Origin of the sequence: Vibrio sp. B1ASS3 (assembly GCF_905175355.1) — a bacterium.
GTDB classification, from domain to species: domain Bacteria; phylum Pseudomonadota; class Gammaproteobacteria; order Enterobacterales; family Vibrionaceae; genus Vibrio; species Vibrio owensii.
This window is the reverse complement of record NZ_HG992742.1, coordinates 565,582-587,422: the sequence shown is the minus strand read 5'-3', so window position 1 is coordinate 587,422 and position 21,841 is coordinate 565,582. Positions and strand designations below refer to the sequence as shown.

The window sequence follows — 21,841 nt, the reverse complement described above, 5'->3', positions numbered from 1 at the left end:
ACAAAAATTCAGCAATTATTTGTAAATTGCCTCATCTCCGCCAATAGTTAACATAATGTTAAATGCACTTTTCGATGTATATAACGTAGAGAACTATGATGCAGGCTCACGTGGCTAAAAGAGTCATGAAAAACGTCAGCCAAACATCTTTATATGGCCTAGGTGCCACCGTGGGAATAAATCAAGGAGGAGTTATGCCTCGTACCGTGAACCCGTCTGACTTCCAGGGTAAACGAAAGGAAGTTCCAGATAATGAATACGCCAGAACCATTCCGTGCAATACCGTTAGCTTATCGGCACCATTCCATTGGCTCGCGTTGGGTCTGCATGACTTTGTCCGCATGCCGCTCATCAGTGCCTTCTACGGCATCTGTTTTATGGCTGCTGCGATTGGTATCGTGCTTCTGGTTCAATGGCAAGGCACGCATCTCGTCGTGATGCCAAGCCTGATTGTTTACATGTTAATCGGTCCGTTCTTAGCGCTCGGCTTATATGATGCGAGTTGGGAGAGAGAACGCGGACACAAACCAAGTTTGTTCCATTCAATGAAAGCCATCGGACGCAACTCCAGCTCTCAGTGGGCATTTGCTGTGATGCTCGCGGTATGTATGATTTTCTGGATGCGAATTGCTGCCCTGCTCCATGCGCTGTACCCTTCTGTACAAGGCGCTCCACTGACTGAATTCTTGCCTTTCTTGGTTATAGGCTCAATCGTCGGTTTTGTCTTGGCTTGCGTAGTATTCAGCATTTCTGCTTTCTCAATACCGCTGATGATGGAGCGCCGCGTCGATATGATGACCGCAGTGTTCACCAGCTTTAACGCTGTGAAGTCTAACATCCCAGCGATCATTGTTTGGGCTGCGATTATTTGTGGCGGTATCTTAATCGGCTTTGCGACTTACGGTATTGGTATGCTCTTCACCATGCCAATCTTAGGGTATGGTACATGGCATGCTTACCATGCAACGATTAAGAAAAAACACACGCCTTAGAAAACAGATGTTATGATCCGGCCCTCGCAAACGCGGGGGCTTTTTTATTGAGTAAATGGGGTGAGTCGTGGATATAGAACTGAGCTACAAAGCCAAGCAAGTGATGGCAGATTGCATCGCGATGGCAGAGCAGGCTTTCAAGCGTTCTTTTCCTATTCCTTCTCTGACTTTCAATGTGCGTGGCAAAGCTGCGGGTAAAGCGTATCTACAATTGAACGAAGTCCGTTTGAATCCCAAACTGTTCAGCGAAAATCCACAAGCGTTTATCCAAGAGGTTATTCCTCACGAAGTCGCCCACTTGATTACCTACCAAGTTTACGGTCGCGTTCGCCCACACGGGAAAGAGTGGCAAGGTGTTATGGAGGCGGTATTCAAAGTACCAGCCAAAACCACTCACAGCTTTGATGTAGCCTCTGTTCAAGGTAAAACCTTTGAATACCGATGTGGTTGTATGACGTACCCACTTTCAATTCGTCGTCACAACAAAGTGCAGCGTAAAGAGGCAGTATACTCATGCCAAAAGTGCCGCCAACCGCTGAACTTCACGGGAACTCAGCTCTCCTAACAGCACAAATTTCCTACTTTTCTATTCCAGAAAGAGAGACATTCGCTCTCAAAGTGTCTCTTTTTGCCTGTTATTGTTGGTTTGCTCATCACTAAAGCTAATTTGTGCGTGTTAGAATGAATAAAGTCATACTTTATAAAGACTTTAATCATGAAATATCTTTTCTCTTTATTCCTGCTTGCACTTTCTAGTGCAGCGATTGCTGCGCCTCCAAGCTCTTTTTCCGCGGCCAAGCGCGAAGCGGTAAAAATCTACGCCGATCACCCAACCAGCTTCTACTGTGGTTGTGACATTAAATGGCAAGGCAAAAAGGGCGTGCCGGATCTCTCTTCTTGTGGCTATCAAGTTCGTAAGCAAGAAAAACGCGCATCGCGCATCGAGTGGGAGCACGTGGTTCCTGCATGGCAGTTCGGCCACCAGCGTCAGTGTTGGCAAAATGGTGGACGCAAAAACTGCACAAGAAACGACAAAGTCTTCAAATCTATGGAAGCCGATCTCCACAACCTAACACCAGCTATCGGAGAGGTAAACGGTGACCGCTCTAACTACAACTTCAGTCAGTGGAATGGCATGGATGGCGTCAGCTACGGCCGATGTGAAATGCAAGTGAACTTTAAGCAACGTAAAGTAATGCCGCCCGATCGCGCACGTGGTTCGATTGCCCGCACTTACTTGTACATGAGCAAAGAATACGGTTTTAAACTTTCGAAGCAGCAAACTCAATTGATGAGTGCTTGGAACAAAACCTATCCAGTAGACAAGTGGGAATGTGAGCGTGATGAACGCATTGCGAAGATTCAAGGCAACCACAACCCATTCGTTCAAGAAGCTTGTCGCGCGCTGTAATTCTTCCCGTAATTACCGCATTGCACCTCCACTATTCGAGGCGTTGTCATTTACTGTAATGGAAACGCCTCTTGCCCCTTGTTTTTTCGCTGGAAAGCATCCATGTTAGTGTCTAAACACTCGCGTATGCAGGAAATCGAAACACAATGCGTATCCCTCGAATTTATCATCCAGAAACCATTCAACAACTTGGCGCTATTGCTCTTAGCGACGATGCAGCTGGCCATATTGGTCGCGTACTTCGCATGAAAGAAGGTCAAGAAGTCCTGCTCTTTGACGGCAGCGGCGCAGAATTCCCAGCAGTCATCAGTGAAGTCAGCAAAAAGAATGTGATGGTTGAGATCTCTGAACGCGTAGAAAGCAGCATTGAATCACCGCTTGACCTTCATCTTGGTCAGGTGATTTCACGTGGCGACAAGATGGAATTCACCATCCAAAAATCCGTAGAGCTTGGCGTAAATACGATTACACCGCTTATCTCTGAACGTTGCGGCGTAAAACTGGATCAAAAACGTTTCGAGAAGAAACTCGCTCAGTGGCAAAAAATCGCGGTCAGTGCCTGTGAGCAATGTGGCCGTAATGTAGTACCTGAAATTCGCCCTATCATGAGCTTAGAAGAGTGGTGTCAGGAAGAATACGATGGCTTGAAGCTTAACCTACACCCACGAGCGAAATACTCAATCAATACCCTGCCAACACCGGTTGAAAAAGTTCGTCTATTGATTGGCCCTGAAGGCGGTCTATCTTCTGACGAAATCGACATGACTCGCGAATACCAATTTGAAGAGACGCTACTCGGCCCTCGCGTTCTGCGTACCGAAACTGCGGCTCTGACAGCAATTACAGCCTTACAAGTTCGTTTCGGCGATCTTGGTTAAAACGGAGAAAAATAATGATCAAACTCGGTATTGTAATGGACCCAATCTCGTCCATTAACATCAAAAAAGACTCTAGCTTTGCCATGATGCTTGAAGCGCAACGCCGCGGCTACGAAATTCACTACATGGAAATGAACGATCTGCACCTAGACCAAGGTAAAGCGCTCGCAGACACCAAAGTGGTTGAGCTTAAAGAAGATCCAACGGGTTGGTACGAATTCAAATCTGAGCAGACTATCGAACTGTCTGAGCTTGATGCCGTGCTAATGCGTAAAGATCCTCCGTTCGACACAGAGTACATCTACGCAACGTACATCCTTGAGCGTGCTGAAGAGCAAGGCGCACTGATCGTGAACAAGCCACAAAGCCTACGTGACTGTAACGAAAAACTGTTCACCGCTTGGTTCCCAGAGCTAACGCCAACCACCATCGTGACGCGTAAAGCAGAGAAGATTAAAGCTTTCCGTGAAGAGCACGGTGATGTGATCCTAAAACCACTTGATGGCATGGGCGGCGCATCTATCTTCCGCGTGAAAGAGAACGATCCAAACGTATCGGTAATCATCGAGACACTCACAAACCACGGCCAGAACTACGCAATGGCGCAAACCTTCGTGCCAGACATCAGCAACGGTGATAAACGTATCCTAGTGGTTGACGGTGAGCCAATGCCTTACTGCCTTGCTCGTATCCCTGCAAAAGGCGAAACGCGCGGTAACCTAGCGGCAGGCGGTACAGGTGAAGCTCGTCCACTAAGCGAAACGGATATGAAGATCGCTCAAGCAGTCGCACCAACACTGAAAGAAAAAGGGCTTATCTTTGTTGGCCTTGACGTGATTGGCGACAAGCTAACAGAAATCAACGTAACGAGCCCAACTTGTATTCGCGAAATCGAAGCGGCTTTTGATATTTCCATCACTGGCAAGCTAATGGACGCAGTTGAGCGCCGCGTAAAAGGCGAATAACTCAAACTGTATTACAGTTAATAGAGAGCGTTGTGCATTAACTTAAGCAAACTCATGCACATACCCTAGGGTTGCAAGCATGGTGTTTGCTTAAGTGTTTCTAATAGCCTTATAAGGTCGAGATGAGAATGAACCTCACAAACCATTTCTTAGTTGCGATGCCGGGAATGAAAGATCCCTACTTCCAGAATAGCGTTATCTACGTCTGTGAACACAACGAAGAGGGCGCGATGGGGTTAATGATCAATGCACCCGTCGATATCACGGTTGGTAACATGCTCAAGCAAGTCGAAGTGCAACCCGTGCACCCTAGATTGTTCGAAGCAAGTTTAGATAGACCTGTCTACAATGGTGGACCTGTTTCTGAAGATCGCGGGTTCATCCTGCACAAACCAAAAGACTACTACGAATCAAGCATTCAAATGACTGATGAGCTCACGGTTACCACGTCTAAAGACATCTTGTCGGTACTCGGTACTGAAGCGGAACCAAGTGATTACCTCGTGGCGCTGGGTTACTCCGGTTGGAGTGCAGGACAGTTAGAAGCTGAGCTAGTAGAGAACTCTTGGTTGACCATTGAGGCGACGCCAGAGATCATCTTTGAGACACCTATCATTGACCGTTGGAAAAAAGCCGTTGAGAAATTGGGCATCGATCCAAGCCAGTTATCTTCCGATGCTGGACACGCGTAACACGCTCTCCCACGACAACCTATTTTTATTGATTTAGATTCGAGACACCTTATGTCACGCACTATTATGGCTTTCGATTTCGGTACCAAAAGCATTGGTAGCGCCATCGGACAAGAAATCACGGGCACAGCTTCCCCACTCAAAGCATTCAAAGCGAATGACGGCATTCCAAACTGGGATGATATAGAGAAGCAAATTAAAGAGTGGCAACCGGATTTATTGGTCGTTGGCTTGCCTACCGATTTACACGGTAAAGCTTTAGAAACCATCACGCCACGAGCGAAAAAGTTCGCTAATCGCCTACAAGGTCGCTACGGCTTACCCGTTGAATTGCATGATGAGCGCCTATCGACAGCCGAAGCACGCTCAGAACTATTCAGTATGGGTGGCTACAAAGCACTATCGAAAGGCAATATCGACTGCCAATCAGCGGTCGTGATTCTTGAGAGCTGGTTTGAAAGCCTTTGGGGTGAGTAAGCACTTCAAGCACAATGAAAAAAGGTTGGCATCTGCCAACCTTTTTCGTTTCTGGAATGGATTAATCCATATCGATCTTTACATTCGCCAGCGTACCCGTTGAGAAGCCTTCACCGCGCTGCGTCTTCAACATCAAACGCAGATCGTTAGCTGAATCAGCACTGTGCAAAGCATCCTCTTCACTGATCTTACCTTGCATCACTAGCTTGTAGAGTGACTGGTCAAAGGTCAGCATCCCAAATTCATTCGAGCGTGCCATGGTCGTTTTCAACTCATGCAGATCACCACGGCGGATCAGATCCGAAACGCGTGGACTGTTTAACAAGATCTCAAACACACCATGACGACCTTGACCGTTCTTATCACGGATCAACTGCTGACCTACCACGCCTTTTAAGTTCATCGACAGATCAAACAGGAACTGATCTTTCTGATCTTTCGGCACCAAGTGCAGAATACGCTCAAGCGCTTGGTTTGCATTGTTGGCGTGCAGTGTCGCCATACACAAGTGGCCCGTCTCAGCAAAGGTCATTGCGTATTCCATCGTTTCTCGGCTACGAATCTCACCAATCAAAATCATGTCTGGTGCTTGACGTAATGAGTTCTTCAACGCTACTTCATAGCTGTCGGTATCCAAGCCCACTTCACGCTGAGTCACAATACAACGCTTATGCTCGTGCACAAATTCAATCGGGTCTTCTACCGTAAGAATATGCCCCGTTTTATTGCTGTTACGGTAGCCAGTCATCGCGGCCATAGTCGTTGATTTACCAGAACCTGTTGCACCAACCACCAGCACCAAACCACGCTTTGCAATCGCAAGGTCTTGTAGAACCAAAGGGAGTTTAAGTTCTTCAAAAGTAGGAATATTGGTCTCGATACGACGAATCACCGCGCCAGGCAATTCACGTTGGAAGAAGGCGCTGACACGGAAACGACCGCAATCACGGACAATGGCAAAGTTCGACTCACGGCTTTTACGAAACTCCTGACGTCGCTCCGGATCCATCGCACTATCGAGTAGCACAGCAACATCATTTTCAGTCAACTTATCGCCTTGCGGGCGCAGCTCGCCATCGACACGAAACAAGATCGGCGCACCAACAGTGATGTAGAGATCCGACGCTTTTAACGCCAACATGCCTTCGAGAAATTTATTCAAATCCATCGTCCGTATTCGCTATTACCTGTGTGATTCGTTACGAGAATTGCTGCGCTTCAATTTCAACTTTCTTATCCACTTCTTCACGCGAGACCATGCCCTGCGCCATCAATTGACGAGCATTCTGCTCCATGGTCTGCATGCCGTGAGCTGCACCGGTCTGAATGATCGAGTACATCTGCGCGACTTTATCTTCACGAATAAGGTTTCGGATCGCAGGTGTTGCCATCATGATTTCATGACACGCGATACGACCACCGCCGTTACGTTTCAAAAGCTTTTGCGCGATAACCGAACGGAGAGATTCCGACAACATCGAGCGCACCATGTCTTTATCGCTCCCCGGGAACACATCGATAATACGGTCGATGGTTTTCGCCGCGGAGCTCGTGTGTAGTGTACCGAAAACAAGGTGACCGGTTTCAGCCGCTGTCAGCGCTAGACTGATTGTTTCTTTGTCACGCATCTCACCAACTAGAATCACATCCGGGTCTTCACGCAATGCACTACGCAGCGCGTTTTGGAAGCTGTGTGTATCACGGTGTACTTCACGTTGGTTGATCAGACACTTATTGTTGTTGTGAACAAATTCAATTGGATCTTCAATTGTTAGGATGTGCTTATTGTGATTACGGTTAATGTAGTCAACAATGGCTGCCAAGGTCGTCGATTTACCAGAACCCGTTGGGCCAGTAACCAGTACCAGACCTTTCTCGGCGTTAGCGATTTTTCTGAAGATCTCAGGAGCTTCTAGCTCTTCCAGTGTTGGAATACTGCTTGGGATGGTACGGAACACAGCCGCACAACCGCGAGATTGGTTGAAAGCGTTGACACGAAAACGGCCAACGTTATGCAATTCAAATGAGAAATCGACTTCGAGTTTTTCTTCGAACTCACTGCGCTGCGCATCGTTCATGATTTCAAAAACCAAACGGTGCACTTCTTGGTGTGTAAACGCTGGAATTCCCAGCTTTCTCACATCACCATCAATACGAACCATTGGTGGTACACCTGCAGAAAGATGTAGATCCGAAGCATTATGTTTTACACTAAAATCCAGTAACTCAGTGATATCCATTTAAAATCCTTAAGTCTAAAGTACAGCTATGAGTAGTATTCAACAAAACATTGAACATATCACCTCTCAAATTCGACACGACGAACAAAAATGCGGTCGTTCTCCAGAGTCCGTGCAACTTCTAGCAGTAAGCAAAACTAAACCTGTCGAGGCAATTCTCGAAGCTTACCAAGGTGGCCAGCTGGCATTTGGTGAGAACTACGTCCAAGAGGGCGTCAGTAAAGTTCAGCACTTTGCCGAGCATTATCCAGATAATCGAATCGAATGGCACTTCATTGGTCCAATTCAATCCAATAAATCACGTCCTGTTGCTGAACATTTCGATTGGGTTCACACCGTTGATCGCGCTAAGATCGCTCAGCGCCTCAATGACCAACGTCCTAGCGAACTAAAACCGCTGCAAGTTCTGATTCAAGTAAACACCAGTGGTGAAGAATCAAAATCAGGCGTCAGCGATGCAGAAATATTCGAGCTGGCTGAGTTGATTTCTCGCCTTCCAAACCTCACGTTAAGAGGGTTGATGTCGATTCCTGCCAACGTGCCAGATTACGAATCACAACTTCGTGCATTTAAACAACTGGAAGCGCTAAAGCAAAAGCTAGCTCAGCAATACCCTGATGTCGATACGCTATCTATGGGAATGAGCGGCGACATGGATGCAGCTATCGAAGCAGGTAGCACCATGGTGCGCATCGGCACAGCGATTTTGGCGCGCGCGACTACAGCAAACAGCAATAAAGCAAATCGTTGTTAGACACTGTGAATTTGAGTCTGACTGCCGTCTCTTTCGGTAGTCAGAATAAAGTGACGCAATTATACACCTGAGCGCACAACAAATTGTAAGAATTTATATTTGGAAATCAGACATATGGAACATAAAAAGATTGCCTTTATCGGCGCGGGAAACATGGTGCGAGCGATTGTTTCTGGCCTTGTAGCAAATGGCTACCCTGCACAGAGCATCATTGCGACTGCCCCATCTGAGACGCGTCGCCAACCTCTTGAGCAAGACTTTGGTATCCGTACCACCAGCGATAACATCGCAGCCGCGACAGAAGCGGATGTTGTGGTATTGTCTGTGAAGCCACAAATGATGGAAGAAGTGTGTAAACCACTGCGATCTATCGACTTCAGCAATAAACTGGTTATCTCTATTGCGGCTGGTATCAACTGTTCACGTTTGGATGACATGCTAGCGACTAAGCTCAACTTGGTTCGCGTGATGCCAAATACACCATCGCAACTTGGTTTGGGCATGAGCGGGCTTTACGCGCCTGAACATGTGCAAGAACAAGATAAAGCTTTCGCGGCAGAACTAATGCAAGCCTGCGGTAAGGTATGTTGGGTTGAGCAAGAATCTGGCATCAATAACGTAATTGCAGCGGCAGGCAGCGCACCGGCTTACTTCTTCCTGTTTATGGAAGCGATGCAGGCAGAAGCGATTGCTCAAGGCTTCGATAAAGACACGGCTCGCACGTTGGTTCAGCAAGCAGCACTTGGCGCAGCAAGCATGGTAGTGGAAAATCCACAAACTGAGCTTTCAACGCTACGCGAGAACGTGACATCAAAAGGTGGCACAACGGCAGAAGCGCTACGTACGTTCAACGAGCACCAACTGTCTGATATTGTGGCAAAAGCAATGCAAGCTGCGGTTGCTCGTGCTGAAGAAATGGAAAAACTGTTTTAATGACTTGAGTGGCACCCACTCTGTGTCACTCACTTACTTGTTAAGGGTACCTTATGAATTCAATGAGTTTTCTCATCTCAACCCTATTTGACCTGTACATCATGGTCGTGATTTTGCGTATTTGGTTGCAAGCTGCTCGTGCAGATTTCTACAACCCATTCTCGCAGTTCATCGTCAAAGCAACCCAACCGGTTGTAGGACCGCTGCGCCGCGTGATCCCATCCATCGGCAGCATCGACCTAGCAACGGTACTGTTTGCTTACGTACTTTGTGTGCTTAAGTTTGTTGCGCTGATCCTGATCGCTTCTAGCGGTTCCGTGTCATTCAGCATGGATTTCCTATTTCTAGGCTTATTGTCTCTGATTAAAGCCGCTGGCGGCTTGTTATTCTGGGTACTATTGATCCGCGCAATCCTAAGCTGGGTTAGCCAAGGTCGCAGCCCTATCGAGTACGTATTCCATCAACTAACTGAACCAATGCTAGCGCCAATCCGTCGCATCATCCCTGCAATGGGCGGCTTCGACTTGAGCGTTCTTGTACTGTTCATTGGTCTGCAATTTGCTAACTTCCTGATGGGCGACATGATTGGTCCTATCTGGTACCAACTATAATGTCAGAAGCAGTTTGGCATGACGGCGAAGATGTGGTGCTTCGGCTCTACATCCAACCAAAAGCAAGCCGCGACAAGATCGTCGGCTTGCATGGTGAAGAGCTAAAAATTGCCATCACCGCACCGCCTGTCGATGGTAAAGCGAATGCACACCTAACCAAGTTTTTAGCCAAACAATTTAAAGTTGCTAAAGGTTTGGTTCACATAGAAAAAGGTGAACTGGGACGTCATAAACAAATTCGGATAGAATCCCCAGTACAAATACCAACAGAAATTAAAGCCATCATTTGATGGCTTTTTATTTACGAAATTCGTACCAATAATAAAACGCCCGATTCGAGGAAGTGATAATGAGCAAATGGATTACCGCCCTACTGATCAGCCTGTTGTCTTTACCAAGCATGGCAGGTCAGTTCAAAACCATGAAAGACATCGAGGTCCACTACATCGCGTTTAACTCGACCTTTTTAACTCCCAAGATCGCCCGTAGCTACGACATCAAGCGTAATGGCTACAATGCAGTACTGAACATCAGTGTGCTCGACAGTGCCTCTCTTGGTAAACCTGCAGTTGAAGCTAACATCAGTGGTCAGGCGAAGAACCTTATCGGTCAAACGCAAAAGCTCACCTTCCGTGAAGTGAAAGAAGGTGATGCGATTTACTACCTAGCAGAGCTCGGTATTACTAACGAAGAAACTTTTACCTTCGATATTGACGTTAAAGCTGGAAACAAAGGCTCAGGTAAGCTTAAATTCACCCAGAAATTTTATGTCGAAAAGTAATTGGGCTATGATGTTCTAAAGCTTTAGAACATCATAGCCCCAGAACCAATTTAATCAGGGAGAACACTGCGTTCTCCCTTTATCGCTACAGAAAGAGACGACCATGAAAAAGATAGTGCTAGCAACAGGCAACCAAGGCAAAGTTCGTGAGATGGCAGATCTGCTGTCTGACTTCGGTTTTGAAGTATTGGCGCAAAGTGAATTCAACGTATCTGAAGTAGCAGAAACTGGCACAACTTTTATCGAAAACGCGATCATCAAAGCTCGCCATGCAGCACAAGAAACGGGTCTTCCTGCGATTGCGGACGACTCTGGCTTAGAAGTCGATTTCTTGAAAGGCGCTCCGGGCATTTACTCTGCGCGTTATGCAGGTGAAAAAGCCTCTGACCAAGAGAACCTAGAGAAGCTGCTTAAAGCAATGGAAGGTGTACCAGAAGCAGAGCGCACCGCTCGCTTCCACTGTGTATTGGTTTTGATGCGTCACGAGAACGATCCAACCCCTATCGTTTGTCACGGTAAGTGGGAAGGTCGCATTCTAACTGAAGCACACGGTGAAAATGGCTTTGGCTACGACCCGATCTTCTTCGTACCCGAAGACAACTGCGCGTCTGCCGAACTTGAGCCAGCACGTAAGAAGCAACTGTCTCACCGTGGTAAAGCGCTCAAGTCGTTGTTTGCTCAACTGTCTGAGCAAGTGTCTCAGTAATCACGAGCGAATTAGACCATGTTAACGCCCCCAGCACTGAGCTTGTATGTACACATCCCGTGGTGTGTACAAAAGTGCCCGTATTGCGACTTTAACTCTCACGCACTTAAAGCCGAGATCCCAGAAGAAGAGTACATCAATGCCCTTCTTGAAGACTTGGATACCGACATTGAGAAATACCGTCTTAACGAAGCGCCACGTCCACTGCATTCAATCTTCATTGGTGGTGGTACGCCAAGTTTGATTTCGGCAGAAGGCATCGAGCGTCTGCTTAAGGGCATTGAAGCGCGAATTCCGTTCAAGCCTGAAATAGAAATCACCATGGAAGCCAACCCAGGCACCATCGAAGCTGAGCGTTTTGTTGGCTACCGCAAGGCTGGTGTAACGCGTATCTCTATCGGCGTGCAAAGCTTTGAGCAACAGAAGCTTGAGCGTTTGGGGCGTATTCACGGTCAAGACGAGGCCGTGAATGCAGCGAAGCTGGCGCACCAAATCGGTTTGAACAGCTTTAACCTCGATCTCATGCACGGTTTACCAGATCAAAGCATCGAACAAGCCTTAGCAGATTTGGACAAAGCGATTGAGTTGGCGCCGCCGCACTTGTCTTGGTATCAGTTGACCATCGAACCAAACACCATGTTCTACTACAAGCCACCGACTTTGCCAGATGACGATGACTTGTGGGATATCTTCGAACAAGGGCATGAGAAACTCGCAGCGGCGGGTTACGTTCAATACGAGATTTCTGGTTACAGCAAGCCGGGCTATCAGTGCCAGCATAACCTGAACTACTGGCGCTTTGGTGACTACCTTGGCATTGGTTGTGGCTCACACGGCAAGCTGAGCTTCGCAGATGGCCGCATCGTTCGCACCACTAAGGTCAAGCACCCGCGTGGCTATCTGATGGCATACCAAAACATGGTGAAGCCGTACTTGGATAGTGAACAGCTTGTGGCTGATGAAGATCGTCCGTTTGAGTTCTTTATGAACCGTTTCCGCTTAATGGAAGCGTGCCCGAAGCAAGACTACATCGATACAACCGGTCTGCCGTTGAGCTCAATTCAAGATACTATCGATTGGGCGCTTGAGATGGGTTACTTGAGTGAAACAGAGGCTCACTGGCAAATTACCGAGAAAGGTAAGCTGTTCCTGAATGACTTGCTTGAAGCCTTTATGGCGGAAGAGGAATAAGAAAGGAAATCGAGATTTGGGAACGGACTGGGTCCTTCGAGAAACAAAAAGGGTTGGCGCATAAACGCCAACCCTTTCTTTTATTCGTAACAACACTTATCTAAAGCGAAACGCTCCTAAGTCCCGAATCCACAAGGACGAAGTTCGTTCTCACTTGTCGTCTCTTCCCTTAGAAAATCGAACGACCAATACGTTCAGCAAGTAGCTCAAGCGCTTTAGTACCAGCGAGTGAGTTACCAGATGCATCGAGCTCTGGAGACCAAACAGCAATCGTCATTTCACCCGGTACGACAGCGATGATGCCACCACCAACACCTGATTTACCCGGCATACCAACGCGGTAAGCAAATTCACCGGCCCCATCGTACAAGCCACAAGTTGCTAGCAATGCATTCAACTGCTTGGTTTGCGTTGGTGATACCACAGGCTTACCCGTTTGTACCGACGTGCCTTTATTGGCTAAGTAGCTAAAGGTCTTCGCCAGATCGACACAGCTCATCTTCAACGCACAAGCATGGAAGTAGTTTTGCAGAACTGGGATAACCTCGTTCTCGAAGTTACCAAATGAACGCATCAAGTACGCGATCGCAGCGTTGCGGTCGCCATGCATCATTTCAGAAGCTGCAACCACTTTGTCGTACACGATATGAGTGTCACCAGATAGCTGACGAGCAAATTCCAATAGACGCTGACGAGGCGCAGAGAGACGGCTTTGCAGCAAATCAGCTACCACAATAGCACCAGCGTTAATGAACGGGTTACGTGGAATGCCCTGCTCCATCTCTAACTGGATCATCGAGTTAAACGCCTGACCAGAAGGCTCTTTACCTACACGACACCAGATCTCTTCTTGCTTGTACAAACACATAGCCAGAGTCAGGCTCAACGCTTTTGAGATCGACTGAATCGAAAACGACTCTTCTGCATCGCCCGCTTTAATCACTTCACCTTCATTGGTGTATACCGCGATACCCAGTTTAGTATTGGGTACTTTTGCCAATGCGGGAATGTAGTCGGCGACTTTGCCTTGACCAATTAAAGGGCGAACTTCCGCTAGAATGTCTGTCAAAATTTGCGCTGTAGGTTTCATCTTCTACCTTCTTGTCACAAGAACCCAAATGGCTGAGTTCAGAGGTAAAAAAAGCCAACGCGGACGTTGGCTTTTCCATGGAATTTATTCGACTCGAGTCGATTATGGTTTTATTGCCACAATGATGTTGCGGTTGATGGATTGATCAACACGGTGAAGATAACCGATGTAAGGCTCTTCTGAAAGTACCTTCCACCCTTGCTCTTCAAATAATGCCGCCACGTCTTTCCACTTCAAAGTGAATTCGTTGAAAGACAGCACCACAGAACCTTGTTTCTTCAACACCACTTTCCATGCAGGCAGAGCTTCTTTAAGAAGCTCCAGTGGGCTGCGGTTCAGCTTACTGTCTTTGGCATTTTTGCTGCCGTGTTGCACGCCGTAAGGCAAGTCAGACACCATCACATCTACCGAGTTCTTCTTCACAACTTGGTCTGCAATACGCGTATCTGCTGAGTACAGCTTCATCGTTTGAAGATTACCTTTGTTGTAATCGTCTTTGTCTGCTGCTGCCTCGACCACGAAGCCATCTGCCACTTTTTTACCACCAGAAGTGCGCTTTTCTTTGCTCACTTTGTGCTTAAAGCGACCGTTCTTCATGAACTTAACGATGAAGGTTTGGATCTCTTGAACCCATTTCTGGTTGATCTCAACACCCACAACATTCAAGCCGTGGATCAAACCTTCAAACAGTGTTGTACCTTTACCACACATAGGATCCATTAGCGTCAATTGCGCACTGCCCGTGTTGGCAGCACTGACGCCTAGGTTCACCATCAAACGCGTAAACTGCTCGTTTGTTTTACCTGTGTAACGCAGGATCTGACTCATGCTCTCAGGGAAAGTATTGAATGCAGGCGCCTGAATTGGACGTAATAAGCCATCTTCACGCACTTCAAATAGCGCGTAATAGATAGATGACGCAGCAATCTTGCCTGCCTGTGCTTCACTTAGTTCCGTTTCGCAAGAGAACACAAGTGCAGCAGGCAGACCCACGTCTTTGTTGCCAATTTCAGTTACTTCAACACCTTCCGACGCCAAAATCGCTTTTAGCTCAGAACATGCAATCGTCATTGCGCTATCAAAGTAAATACGGTTATGACCCGGATTCGCTAATATCGCGTAGTGGTACATCTACTGGCTCCTTAAGCAGTACGCTTGAATTTGATATCCCACACACCGTGACCTAGACGGTGACCGCGAGCTTCAAACTTAGTCAGTGGACGTTCTTCTGGACGAGGAATGAAGTCGCCTTCTTCAGCGATGTTTTCGAAACCAGGCGCTTGGTTCATGATTTCAATCATGTGTTCAGCGTAGTTTTCCCAGTCTGTCGCCATGTGGAAGATACCTTCATTCAGGATAAGCTTCTGACGAACCATTTCAGCGAACTCAAGCTGTACGATACGACGCTTGTGGTGACGCTTTTTGTGCCATGGGTCTGGGAAGAACAGTTGTAGCGTTGCTAGGCTGCCATTTGGGATCATGTGTTCGAATACTTCTACCGCATCGTGGCACATTACACGTAGGTTCGTGATACCGGCTTCGCGAGCATCTGCAAGACAAGCACCAACGCCTGGACTATGCACTTCGATACCGATGAAGTTTTTCTCTGGCGCGTTCTTTGCCATTTCAACCAATGAAGCACCCATACCAAAACCGATCTCAAGCACTACTGGGTTATCGTTGCCAAACACTTCTTTCCAATCAAGAAGTTCAGCTTTGTAGTCGATACCCATTGTTGGCCAGCACTCGTTCATCGCATTCTCTTGGCCCTTAGTTAGACGACCTTCGCGACGCACGAAACTGCGGATTTTACGGATCATTTTACCGTCTTCGTTGTATTCGTTAGTGGTTACTTCACTCATTGATTTTGCCTGCACATTGATTAATCAAAGCGGGGATTATCCAAAGAATTCACTTAGGTGCAAGTATTTGTTGAGCTATCGGACTATGGCAGCCCAAAAGCAAACAAACTAGACACAATATCCCCACAGTTTATCTGTTGTACTTACACCACAATCTGTGGTGCAATTTTGCTCCTAACCAATAATAGAATACAGAGCAAGTCGTGACACCTTTCGCCAGTGCCATCTTAGAATGGTATGACGCATATGGAAGAAAAGATCTTCCGTGGCAACAAAACAAGACCGCTTATAGTGTCTGGTTGTCTGAAATCATGCTTCAGCAAACTCAGGTCACTACGGTTATCCCTTATTACCAACGCTTTTTGGAGCGCTTCCCGACCGTGGTCGATCTTGCCAATGCTGAGCAGGATGAAGTGCTGCACCTTTGGACCGGCTTGGGTTATTACGCACGTGCTCGTAACCTTCATAAAGCCGCAAAAGAGGTCGCCCATAAATACAATGGTGAGTTTCCTCTAGACCTAGAGCAGATGAATGCCCTACCGGGAATTGGTCGCTCCACCGCCGCTGCGGTTCTGTCGTCTGTCTATAAACAGCCACATGCGATATTAGATGGCAACGTAAAGCGCACACTTTCACGCTGCTTTGCCGTAGATGGATGGCCTGGACAAAAGAAAGTCGAAAATCAATTGTGGGAAATCGCAGAAACGCACACGCCACAAACAGACGTCGACAAGTACAATCAAGCCATGATGGATATGGGTGCCATGATGTGTACCCGCAGCAAGCCTAAATGCACCTTGTGTCCAGTAAACGATCTTTGTGTGGCAAAGAAGCAAGGTAATGTGCTTGATTATCCGGGTAAGAAGCCGAAAAAAGACAAACCGGTTAAGCAAACACGTTTCGTTATGCTTCACCACAAAAATGGTGATAGTCACGAAGTGTGGCTAGAACAAAGACCGCAGACAGGTATTTGGGGCGGGCTATTTTGCTTCCCACAAACTGAGCATATTGACGTTGAAAGTGATATTGAATTGCTACTGGAACAACGTGGAATTCAAGCCAACGATATTAGACGTCAAGAGACGCTGATAACGTTTCGTCATACATTCAGCCATTACCATCTCGATATCACACCGATTTTGATTGACCTGTCAAAGCAACCCAATGTGGTGATGGAAGGTAACAAAGGTCTTTGGTATAACTTATCTAAACCTGAAGAAGTCGGTTTAGCTGCACCAGTAAAACTGCTACTGGAAGCGCTACCCCACGAACTTCGTTAATTAATTGCAAGGAGTCATTATGAGCCGCACTGTTTTTTGTGCTCGACTAAAGAAAGAAGGCGAAGGTCTAGACTTTCAACTTTACCCAGGTGAACTAGGTAAACGCATTTTCGATAACATCTCGAAAGAAGCTTGGGCTCAATGGCAACAGAAACAAACCATGTTGATCAACGAGAAGAAGCTCAACATGATGGATCCAGAGCATCGTAAACAGCTTGAAACAGAAATGGTGAACTTCCTGTTCGAAGGCAAAGAGGTTCACATTGAGGGCTACACGCCACCAAGCGAATAAAGCAAACTTGTTTTAAAACAATGACATCACAACCAAACTTGTGGTGTCATTTTTATATTAGAGACCACAAAGCCATCTCAATAGTTATGAAAAAAATCGCCTTTATCGCTACTGCCCTTTTAATGGCAGGTTGTAGCCGTGAGTTTGTAGAAAAGATTTATGACGTCGATTACGAGCCGACCAACCGTTTTGCCAACAATCTAGCAGAACTGCCAGGACAGTTTGAAAAAGACACCGATGCCTTAGATTCACTGATCAGTAGCTTCTCTGGCAACATCAAAAAGCGATGGGGTCAACGCGAAGTTAAAGTCGCGGGTAAAAGCAATTACGTCAAATATATCGATAACTATTTGAGCCGTGCCGAAGTCGATTTCCAAAAAGGTGTGATTACTATCGAGACGGTTTCTCCAACCGAACCACAAAAACACCTCAAGAGCGCTATCATCACAACCCTTTTGACACCAGACGATCCAGCCAGTGTCGATCTATTCTCCTCTAAAGAGATCAAACTGGAAGGCCAGCCCTTTCTTTACAATCAGGTCGTTGATCAAGACAAAAAGCCCATTCAATGGTCATGGCGCGCGAATCGCTTTGCCGATTACTTGATTGCTAACCAAGTCAAAACCAAGGATGTCGATTTCAAGAAAGCCTACTACGTTGAAATCCCAATGGTAGAAGATCACTTCTCACAACGTAGTTACCAATACGCAGACATCGTGCGCCGCGCCTCGAAGAAATACGATATTCCTGAAGATCTGATTTACGCCATCATCAAAACCGAAAGTAGCTTTAACCCGTATGCAGTAAGCTGGGCAAATGCGTATGGATTGATGCAGGTTGTACCAAAAACTGCGGGGCGTGATGTGTTTAAGCTAGTGAAGAATCGTTCAGGGCAACCAAGCCCTGAGTATTTGTTTAATCCAGAAAACAACATTGATACCGGAACGGCTTACTTCTACATCCTTAAAAACCGTTATTTGAAAGATGTACAACACCCAACCTCGTTGGAGTACAGCATGATTTCTGCTTACAACGGCGGAACTGGTGGTGTTTTGAACACTTTCCACCGCACAGATCGCAAACGTGCGATGCAAGATTTGAATTCTTTACAGCCAAACCAAGTTTATTGGGCGCTAACCAAGAAACATCCGAATGCAGAAGCACGCCGTTACCTAGAAAAAGTTACAAATTTCAAAAAGGAATTTAACGCAGGGTAAACTTTTTACCGACAGTTGAATAAAAAGCGTTCGAACAAGCACTTTTTTGAAATTATTTAAAAAAAGTGGTTGACGGAAAGCGGGAAAATCCGTTTAATAGCGCTCCGTTGCCCGGATAGCTCAGTCGGTAGAGCAGAGGATTGAAAATCCTCGTGTCGGTGGTTCGATTCCGCCTCCGGGCACCACGATTTAAAATTGTTGGTACTTAGCACGAACAGTTAAAAAGAAAACGGTACGCCGACTTAGCTCAGTAGGTAGAGCAACTGACTTGTAATCAGTAGGTCACCAGTTCGATTCCGGTAGTCGGCACCATTCTTCTTTTGCCTCGATAGCTCAGTCGGTAGAGCAGAGGATTGAAAATCCTCGTGTCGGTGGTTCGATTCCGCCTCGAGGCACCATATTTGGTGCGCTTGCTTAAAGTAAGACACAAACAGAATAGTTCCTCCTTAGCTCAGTTGGTAGAGCGACGGACTGTTAATCCGCAGGTCACTGGTTCAAGTCCAGTAGGAGGAGCCAACTTCTAGAGTTTCATGTAAATGAGATTCTAAAAAATGAAGAGTTTACTCTTCAAAAAAGAAAACGGTACGCCGACTTAGCTCAGTAGGTAGAGCAACTGACTTGTAATCAGTAGGTCACCAGTTCGATTCCGGTAGTCGGCACCATTCTTCTTTTGCCTCGATAGCTCAGTCGGTAGAGCAGAGGATTGAAAATCCTCGTGTCGGTGGTTCGATTCCGCCTCGAGGCACCATATTTGGTGCACTTGCTTAAAGCAAGACACAAACAGAATAGTTCCTCCTTAGCTCAGTTGGTAGAGCGACGGACTGTTAATCCGCAGGTCACTGGTTCAAGTCCAGTAGGAGGAGCCAAATTAGAAAGCCAAGTCTTCGGACTTGGCTTTTTTCTTATCTGCAATACCAAAACTCTCTCCCCTACTTTCTAATTCCATCGGTTCTTCTCCTTTGACTCCACCTAAAAACATCCCTATTAACTCTTGGTTGATTTGATAAAAAACACTTATTTCACGCTAAAAATTTAATCCAACTCATAGTTTCAACACGACCGCATAGGCGCTTGTATACAAGTTCAATATGATGAATTTATTATTACGCCCCCTTATAAGCTATGCATTGCATAGTATGAAATACGTCTCGTGAGCTAACTATGAAATTAAAAACTCAAGCCTATTTATTATCTGCAATCATATTGGTTGCCCTACTTGCTCTTACAGCAACAGGTCTATGGACATTGCGTGTAGCAAGTAACCTTGATAACAAAGCTCGAGTTACCGAGCTATTTAAGAGTGCCTACAGCATTCTGACTGAAGTTGAGCAAATGGCAGTGGAAGGCAAAATGCCCGAAGCTGAAGCCAAAGCTCTTGCTACCCGTCTGCTTCGTAACAATATCTACAAAGACAACGAATACGTTTATGTTGCCGATGAGAACATGATGTTCGTTGCGGCCCCTCTTGACCCTCAACTGCATGGAACAAGTTTCCACGACTTCCGCGATGGTGATGGCAACAGTGTTGGTCAACTGATCTTAGATGTGCTGGGCCGCAAAACAGGTCAGATCGTTGAATACACTTGGACACAAAAATTGCCTGACGGCACGATCGAAGAAAAGCACTCTATCGCCGAGAAAACACCACATTGGAACTGGGTGGTCGGTACTGGTATTGGCTTTAATGAAGTTAATGCACGCTTCTGGTCAACAGCACAATGGCAGCTAGCACTGTGTCTAGTGATTGCTGGCGCGATTCTAGGCGGCTTAATCATCTCTATCCGTAAGATGCTTAATCTACTTGGCGGTGAGCCAAATGACGTTAGACAAGCCGTTCAGGCCGTCGCTCAGGGTAATATCCAAACCAGCTTTGAATACACAGCCCCTAAAGACAGCATCTATGGTGCCGTACAAGAGATGAGTCAATCTCTGGCTAAGATGGTAACTAACCTGGACGAATCAATGCACGCATTACGTTCAGAGCTATCAGCCGTAGAGTCTCGCTCTAATTCAATCGCTGATCTAACCATGTCTCAGCAGCAATCGACGGCGATGATCGCAACAGCGATGACAGAAATGGCTTCTTCAGCCAACCATGTTGCAAGTTCGGCAAGTGACACTGCACATAACACCGATGAAGCAGACAAACAGAGCCAACACACGCAATCATTGATCCACAGTACGGTAGATAATATTCAAGGCTTGGCGACTCAGCTCAATACGGCTAGTAAAGCGGTTGCGGATCTTGATCAAGATGTAAACAGCATCGTGAAAGTTCTCGACGTAATCGGCGATATTGCTGAGCAAACTAACCTACTGGCGTTAAATGCCGCCATTGAAGCAGCTCGTGCGGGTGAACAAGGTCGAGGCTTTGCGGTAGTAGCAGATGAGGTGCGCAACCTAGCAGGACGCACGCAAGACAGCACAAAAGAGATTCAACAGATGATCTCTAACCTTCAAGAAGGTTCGCGCAATGCTATCCATACAATGGAGATCTGTGCCGAAACCAGTGAAAGCACGGTAACAGAGTCTATGAACGCCTCAGAAGCGCTACAACAGATAGTGACAGCACTAGAGTCAATCACAGCGATGAGCCAACAGATCGCAACTGCCGCTGCAGAGCAAACTCAAGTAAGTGATGACATCGCACACCGCATCAACCTAATCGAAGAAAGCGGAAGCCAGCTAAATACGGTGGTCACAGAAAGCCAATCAAGCACACAAACATTGGCATCTTTAGCGGATGAACTCGAAGGTTGGGTGAACAAGTTCTCAGTAAAGCACTAGTTTAAAGTCAATTGTTCAATAAAAAGCACGTTTTCAGACGTGCTTTTTTGTTTTTTCGCCTTTATTTTGCGACAGAGCGCCCTACTTTTCTTAAAACAGCGCTTAAAGCATGGTGCATTGCTGCTCAAAATGCATAAAAACAGCCCACTCCGAGCACAAATTCATCAAACGATATTTTATTTTAATTTTATTGTTGACCTGAAAGCCGAAAAGCCTTTTAATACACCTCGTCGCCCGGATAGCTCAGTCGGTAGAGCAGAGGATTGAAAATCCTCGTGTCGGTGGTTCGATTCCGCCTCCGGGCACCACAATTTAAAATTGTTGGTGTCTAACACGAACAATAGAAAGAATAACGGTACGCCGACTTAGCTCAGTAGGTAGAGCAACTGACTTGTAATCAGTAGGTCACCAGTTCGATTCCGGTAGTCGGCACCACTTATTAAAATTTGTTCCTCCTTAGCTCAGTTGGTAGAGCGACGGACTGTTAATCCGCAGGTCACTGGTTCAAGTCCAGTAGGAGGAGCCATATTAGAAGAAGCCGCATCACTTGATGCGGCTTTTTTGCATCTGAAGAAAACTCACCGCTCCCCTCTTCATCCAACTTTATCTCAATAAACAAAAAGCCAGGTGATGTACCTAGCTTTCTCTTTTTGTATCGTATCAATGAGTGTCTAAGCGGAAG

The 21,841-nt window shown here is 46.6% G+C and carries 22 protein-coding genes, 10 tRNA genes and 1 pseudogene; 28 read left to right on the top strand and 5 right to left on the bottom strand.

The window, feature by feature from the left end:
- The first annotated feature begins 194 nt into the window (after positions 1-194).
- The 7 genes from KJB05_RS02820 to ruvX all read left to right on the top strand — a co-directional run bounded on the left by KJB05_RS02820 (position 195) and on the right by ruvX (position 5,415).
- Positions 195-992, top strand: coding sequence for a DUF2189 domain-containing protein (locus KJB05_RS02820; protein ID WP_208445670.1), 798 nt, complete (start codon positions 195-197; stop codon positions 990-992).
- A gap of 67 nt (positions 993-1,059) precedes the next feature.
- Entirely contained in the window at positions 1,060-1,557 is a 498-nt protein-coding gene (locus KJB05_RS02815) for a SprT family zinc-dependent metalloprotease (protein ID WP_005436498.1), read from the top strand.
- 150 nt (positions 1,558-1,707) lie between these two features.
- Entirely contained in the window at positions 1,708-2,403 is a 696-nt protein-coding gene (gene endA, locus KJB05_RS02810) for a deoxyribonuclease I (protein WP_020197218.1), read from the top strand.
- Between the two features lie 146 nt (positions 2,404-2,549).
- Positions 2,550-3,281, top strand: a complete 732-nt coding sequence (gene rsmE / locus KJB05_RS02805) for a 16S rRNA (uracil(1498)-N(3))-methyltransferase (protein ID WP_005436502.1) — start codon at positions 2,550-2,552, stop codon at positions 3,279-3,281.
- 14 nt (positions 3,282-3,295) lie between these two features.
- Entirely contained in the window at positions 3,296-4,246 is a 951-nt protein-coding gene (gshB, locus tag KJB05_RS02800) for a glutathione synthase (protein ID WP_208445669.1), read from the top strand.
- A gap of 128 nt (positions 4,247-4,374) precedes the next feature.
- Positions 4,375-4,938 (top strand): YqgE/AlgH family protein, encoded by a 564-nt coding sequence (locus KJB05_RS02795; RefSeq protein WP_005436504.1) that lies wholly within the window; start codon positions 4,375-4,377, stop codon positions 4,936-4,938.
- 51 nt (positions 4,939-4,989) lie between these two features.
- Positions 4,990-5,415, top strand: a complete 426-nt coding sequence (ruvX, locus tag KJB05_RS02790; RefSeq protein ID WP_005436506.1) for a Holliday junction resolvase RuvX — start codon at positions 4,990-4,992, stop codon at positions 5,413-5,415.
- Between the two features lie 61 nt (positions 5,416-5,476).
- Here the strand turns inward: ruvX and KJB05_RS02785 are convergent, their stop codons facing one another.
- Positions 5,477-6,583: a PilT/PilU family type 4a pilus ATPase gene (locus KJB05_RS02785; protein WP_005436509.1), complete on the bottom strand. Its 1,107-nt coding sequence runs from the start codon at positions 6,581-6,583 to the stop codon at positions 5,477-5,479.
- Between the two features lie 31 nt (positions 6,584-6,614).
- Positions 6,615-7,655 (bottom strand): type IV pilus twitching motility protein PilT, encoded by a 1,041-nt coding sequence (locus tag KJB05_RS02780; RefSeq protein WP_005436511.1) that lies wholly within the window; start codon positions 7,653-7,655, stop codon positions 6,615-6,617.
- A gap of 28 nt (positions 7,656-7,683) precedes the next feature.
- Here KJB05_RS02780 and KJB05_RS02775 point away from each other — a divergent pair.
- The 7 genes and pseudogenes from KJB05_RS02775 to hemW all read left to right on the top strand — a co-directional run bounded on the left by KJB05_RS02775 (position 7,684) and on the right by hemW (position 12,631).
- Positions 7,684-8,393, top strand: a pseudogene (locus KJB05_RS02775) (YggS family pyridoxal phosphate-dependent enzyme).
- Positions 8,394-8,523: 130 nt separating this feature from the next.
- On the top strand, positions 8,524-9,342 hold the full coding sequence (gene proC / locus KJB05_RS02770) for a pyrroline-5-carboxylate reductase (RefSeq protein ID WP_208445667.1): 819 nt from the start codon (positions 8,524-8,526) through the stop codon (positions 9,340-9,342).
- 53 nt (positions 9,343-9,395) lie between these two features.
- Positions 9,396-9,953: a YggT family protein gene (locus KJB05_RS02765; RefSeq protein WP_005425806.1), complete on the top strand. Its 558-nt coding sequence runs from the start codon at positions 9,396-9,398 to the stop codon at positions 9,951-9,953.
- The gene (gene yggU, locus KJB05_RS02760; RefSeq protein WP_005425805.1) at positions 9,953-10,243 is read left to right on the top strand and encodes a DUF167 family protein YggU; all 291 of its coding nucleotides are present in this window, start codon (positions 9,953-9,955) and stop codon (positions 10,241-10,243) included. The genes KJB05_RS02765 and yggU overlap by 1 nt, the downstream gene beginning before the upstream one ends.
- A 59-nt stretch (positions 10,244-10,302) precedes the next feature.
- Positions 10,303-10,734, top strand: coding sequence for a DUF4426 domain-containing protein (locus KJB05_RS02755; protein WP_208445666.1), 432 nt, complete (start codon positions 10,303-10,305; stop codon positions 10,732-10,734).
- A 103-nt stretch (positions 10,735-10,837) separates the two neighbouring features.
- Positions 10,838-11,440, top strand: a complete 603-nt coding sequence (locus KJB05_RS02750) for an XTP/dITP diphosphatase (protein WP_005436525.1) — start codon at positions 10,838-10,840, stop codon at positions 11,438-11,440.
- A gap of 18 nt (positions 11,441-11,458) precedes the next feature.
- Complete coding sequence (hemW, locus tag KJB05_RS02745; RefSeq protein WP_208445665.1) at positions 11,459-12,631, top strand: radical SAM family heme chaperone HemW; 1,173 nt, start codon at positions 11,459-11,461, stop codon at positions 12,629-12,631.
- Positions 12,632-12,800: 169 nt separating this feature from the next.
- Here the strand turns inward: hemW and glsB are convergent, their stop codons facing one another.
- The 3 genes from glsB to trmB all read right to left on the bottom strand — a co-directional run bounded on the left by glsB (position 12,801) and on the right by trmB (position 15,583).
- Positions 12,801-13,721 carry a glutaminase B gene (gene glsB / locus KJB05_RS02740; RefSeq protein ID WP_005425799.1) on the bottom strand — a complete coding sequence of 307 codons (921 nt, stop codon included), beginning with the start codon at positions 13,719-13,721 and terminating at the stop codon, positions 12,801-12,803.
- A gap of 102 nt (positions 13,722-13,823) precedes the next feature.
- Positions 13,824-14,852: a DNA methylase gene (locus KJB05_RS02735; RefSeq protein WP_005425798.1), complete on the bottom strand. Its 1,029-nt coding sequence runs from the start codon at positions 14,850-14,852 to the stop codon at positions 13,824-13,826.
- Between the two features lie 11 nt (positions 14,853-14,863).
- Positions 14,864-15,583, bottom strand: a complete 720-nt coding sequence (gene trmB / locus KJB05_RS02730; RefSeq protein ID WP_005449665.1) for a tRNA (guanosine(46)-N7)-methyltransferase TrmB — start codon at positions 15,581-15,583, stop codon at positions 14,864-14,866.
- A gap of 203 nt (positions 15,584-15,786) precedes the next feature.
- Here trmB and mutY point away from each other — a divergent pair, with 203 nt between their 5' ends.
- From mutY to KJB05_RS02660, 14 genes are all read left to right on the top strand, one after another.
- Complete coding sequence (gene mutY, locus KJB05_RS02725; RefSeq protein ID WP_199460989.1) at positions 15,787-16,863, top strand: A/G-specific adenine glycosylase; 1,077 nt, start codon at positions 15,787-15,789, stop codon at positions 16,861-16,863.
- A gap of 19 nt (positions 16,864-16,882) precedes the next feature.
- A complete protein-coding gene (locus tag KJB05_RS02720) occupies positions 16,883-17,155 on the top strand; it encodes an oxidative damage protection protein (RefSeq protein ID WP_005436530.1) in 273 nt (90 codons plus the stop codon).
- A gap of 86 nt (positions 17,156-17,241) precedes the next feature.
- The gene (gene mltC / locus KJB05_RS02715; RefSeq protein WP_208445664.1) at positions 17,242-18,372 is read left to right on the top strand and encodes a membrane-bound lytic murein transglycosylase MltC; all 1,131 of its coding nucleotides are present in this window, start codon (positions 17,242-17,244) and stop codon (positions 18,370-18,372) included.
- 109 nt (positions 18,373-18,481) lie between these two features.
- Positions 18,482-18,557 (top strand) — tRNA-Phe (locus KJB05_RS02710).
- 51 nt (positions 18,558-18,608) lie between these two features.
- Positions 18,609-18,684: transfer RNA gene (locus KJB05_RS02705), tRNA-Thr, on the top strand.
- A gap of 10 nt (positions 18,685-18,694) precedes the next feature.
- Positions 18,695-18,770, top strand: a tRNA-Phe gene (locus KJB05_RS02700).
- A 42-nt stretch (positions 18,771-18,812) separates the two neighbouring features.
- A tRNA-Asn gene (locus KJB05_RS02695) sits at positions 18,813-18,888 on the top strand.
- Positions 18,889-18,958: 70 nt separating this feature from the next.
- Positions 18,959-19,034, top strand: a tRNA-Thr gene (locus KJB05_RS02690).
- A 10-nt stretch (positions 19,035-19,044) separates the two neighbouring features.
- Positions 19,045-19,120: transfer RNA gene (locus KJB05_RS02685), tRNA-Phe, on the top strand.
- Between the two features lie 42 nt (positions 19,121-19,162).
- Positions 19,163-19,238: transfer RNA gene (locus KJB05_RS02680), tRNA-Asn, on the top strand.
- A gap of 295 nt (positions 19,239-19,533) precedes the next feature.
- Complete coding sequence (locus KJB05_RS02675) at positions 19,534-21,159, top strand: methyl-accepting chemotaxis protein (protein ID WP_122068817.1); 1,626 nt, start codon at positions 19,534-19,536, stop codon at positions 21,157-21,159.
- Positions 21,160-21,391: 232 nt separating this feature from the next.
- Positions 21,392-21,467, top strand: a tRNA-Phe gene (locus tag KJB05_RS02670).
- Positions 21,468-21,518: 51 nt separating this feature from the next.
- Positions 21,519-21,594: transfer RNA gene (locus KJB05_RS02665), tRNA-Thr, on the top strand.
- 15 nt (positions 21,595-21,609) lie between these two features.
- Positions 21,610-21,685: transfer RNA gene (locus tag KJB05_RS02660), tRNA-Asn, on the top strand.
- Positions 21,686-21,841: the final 156 nt, after the last annotated feature.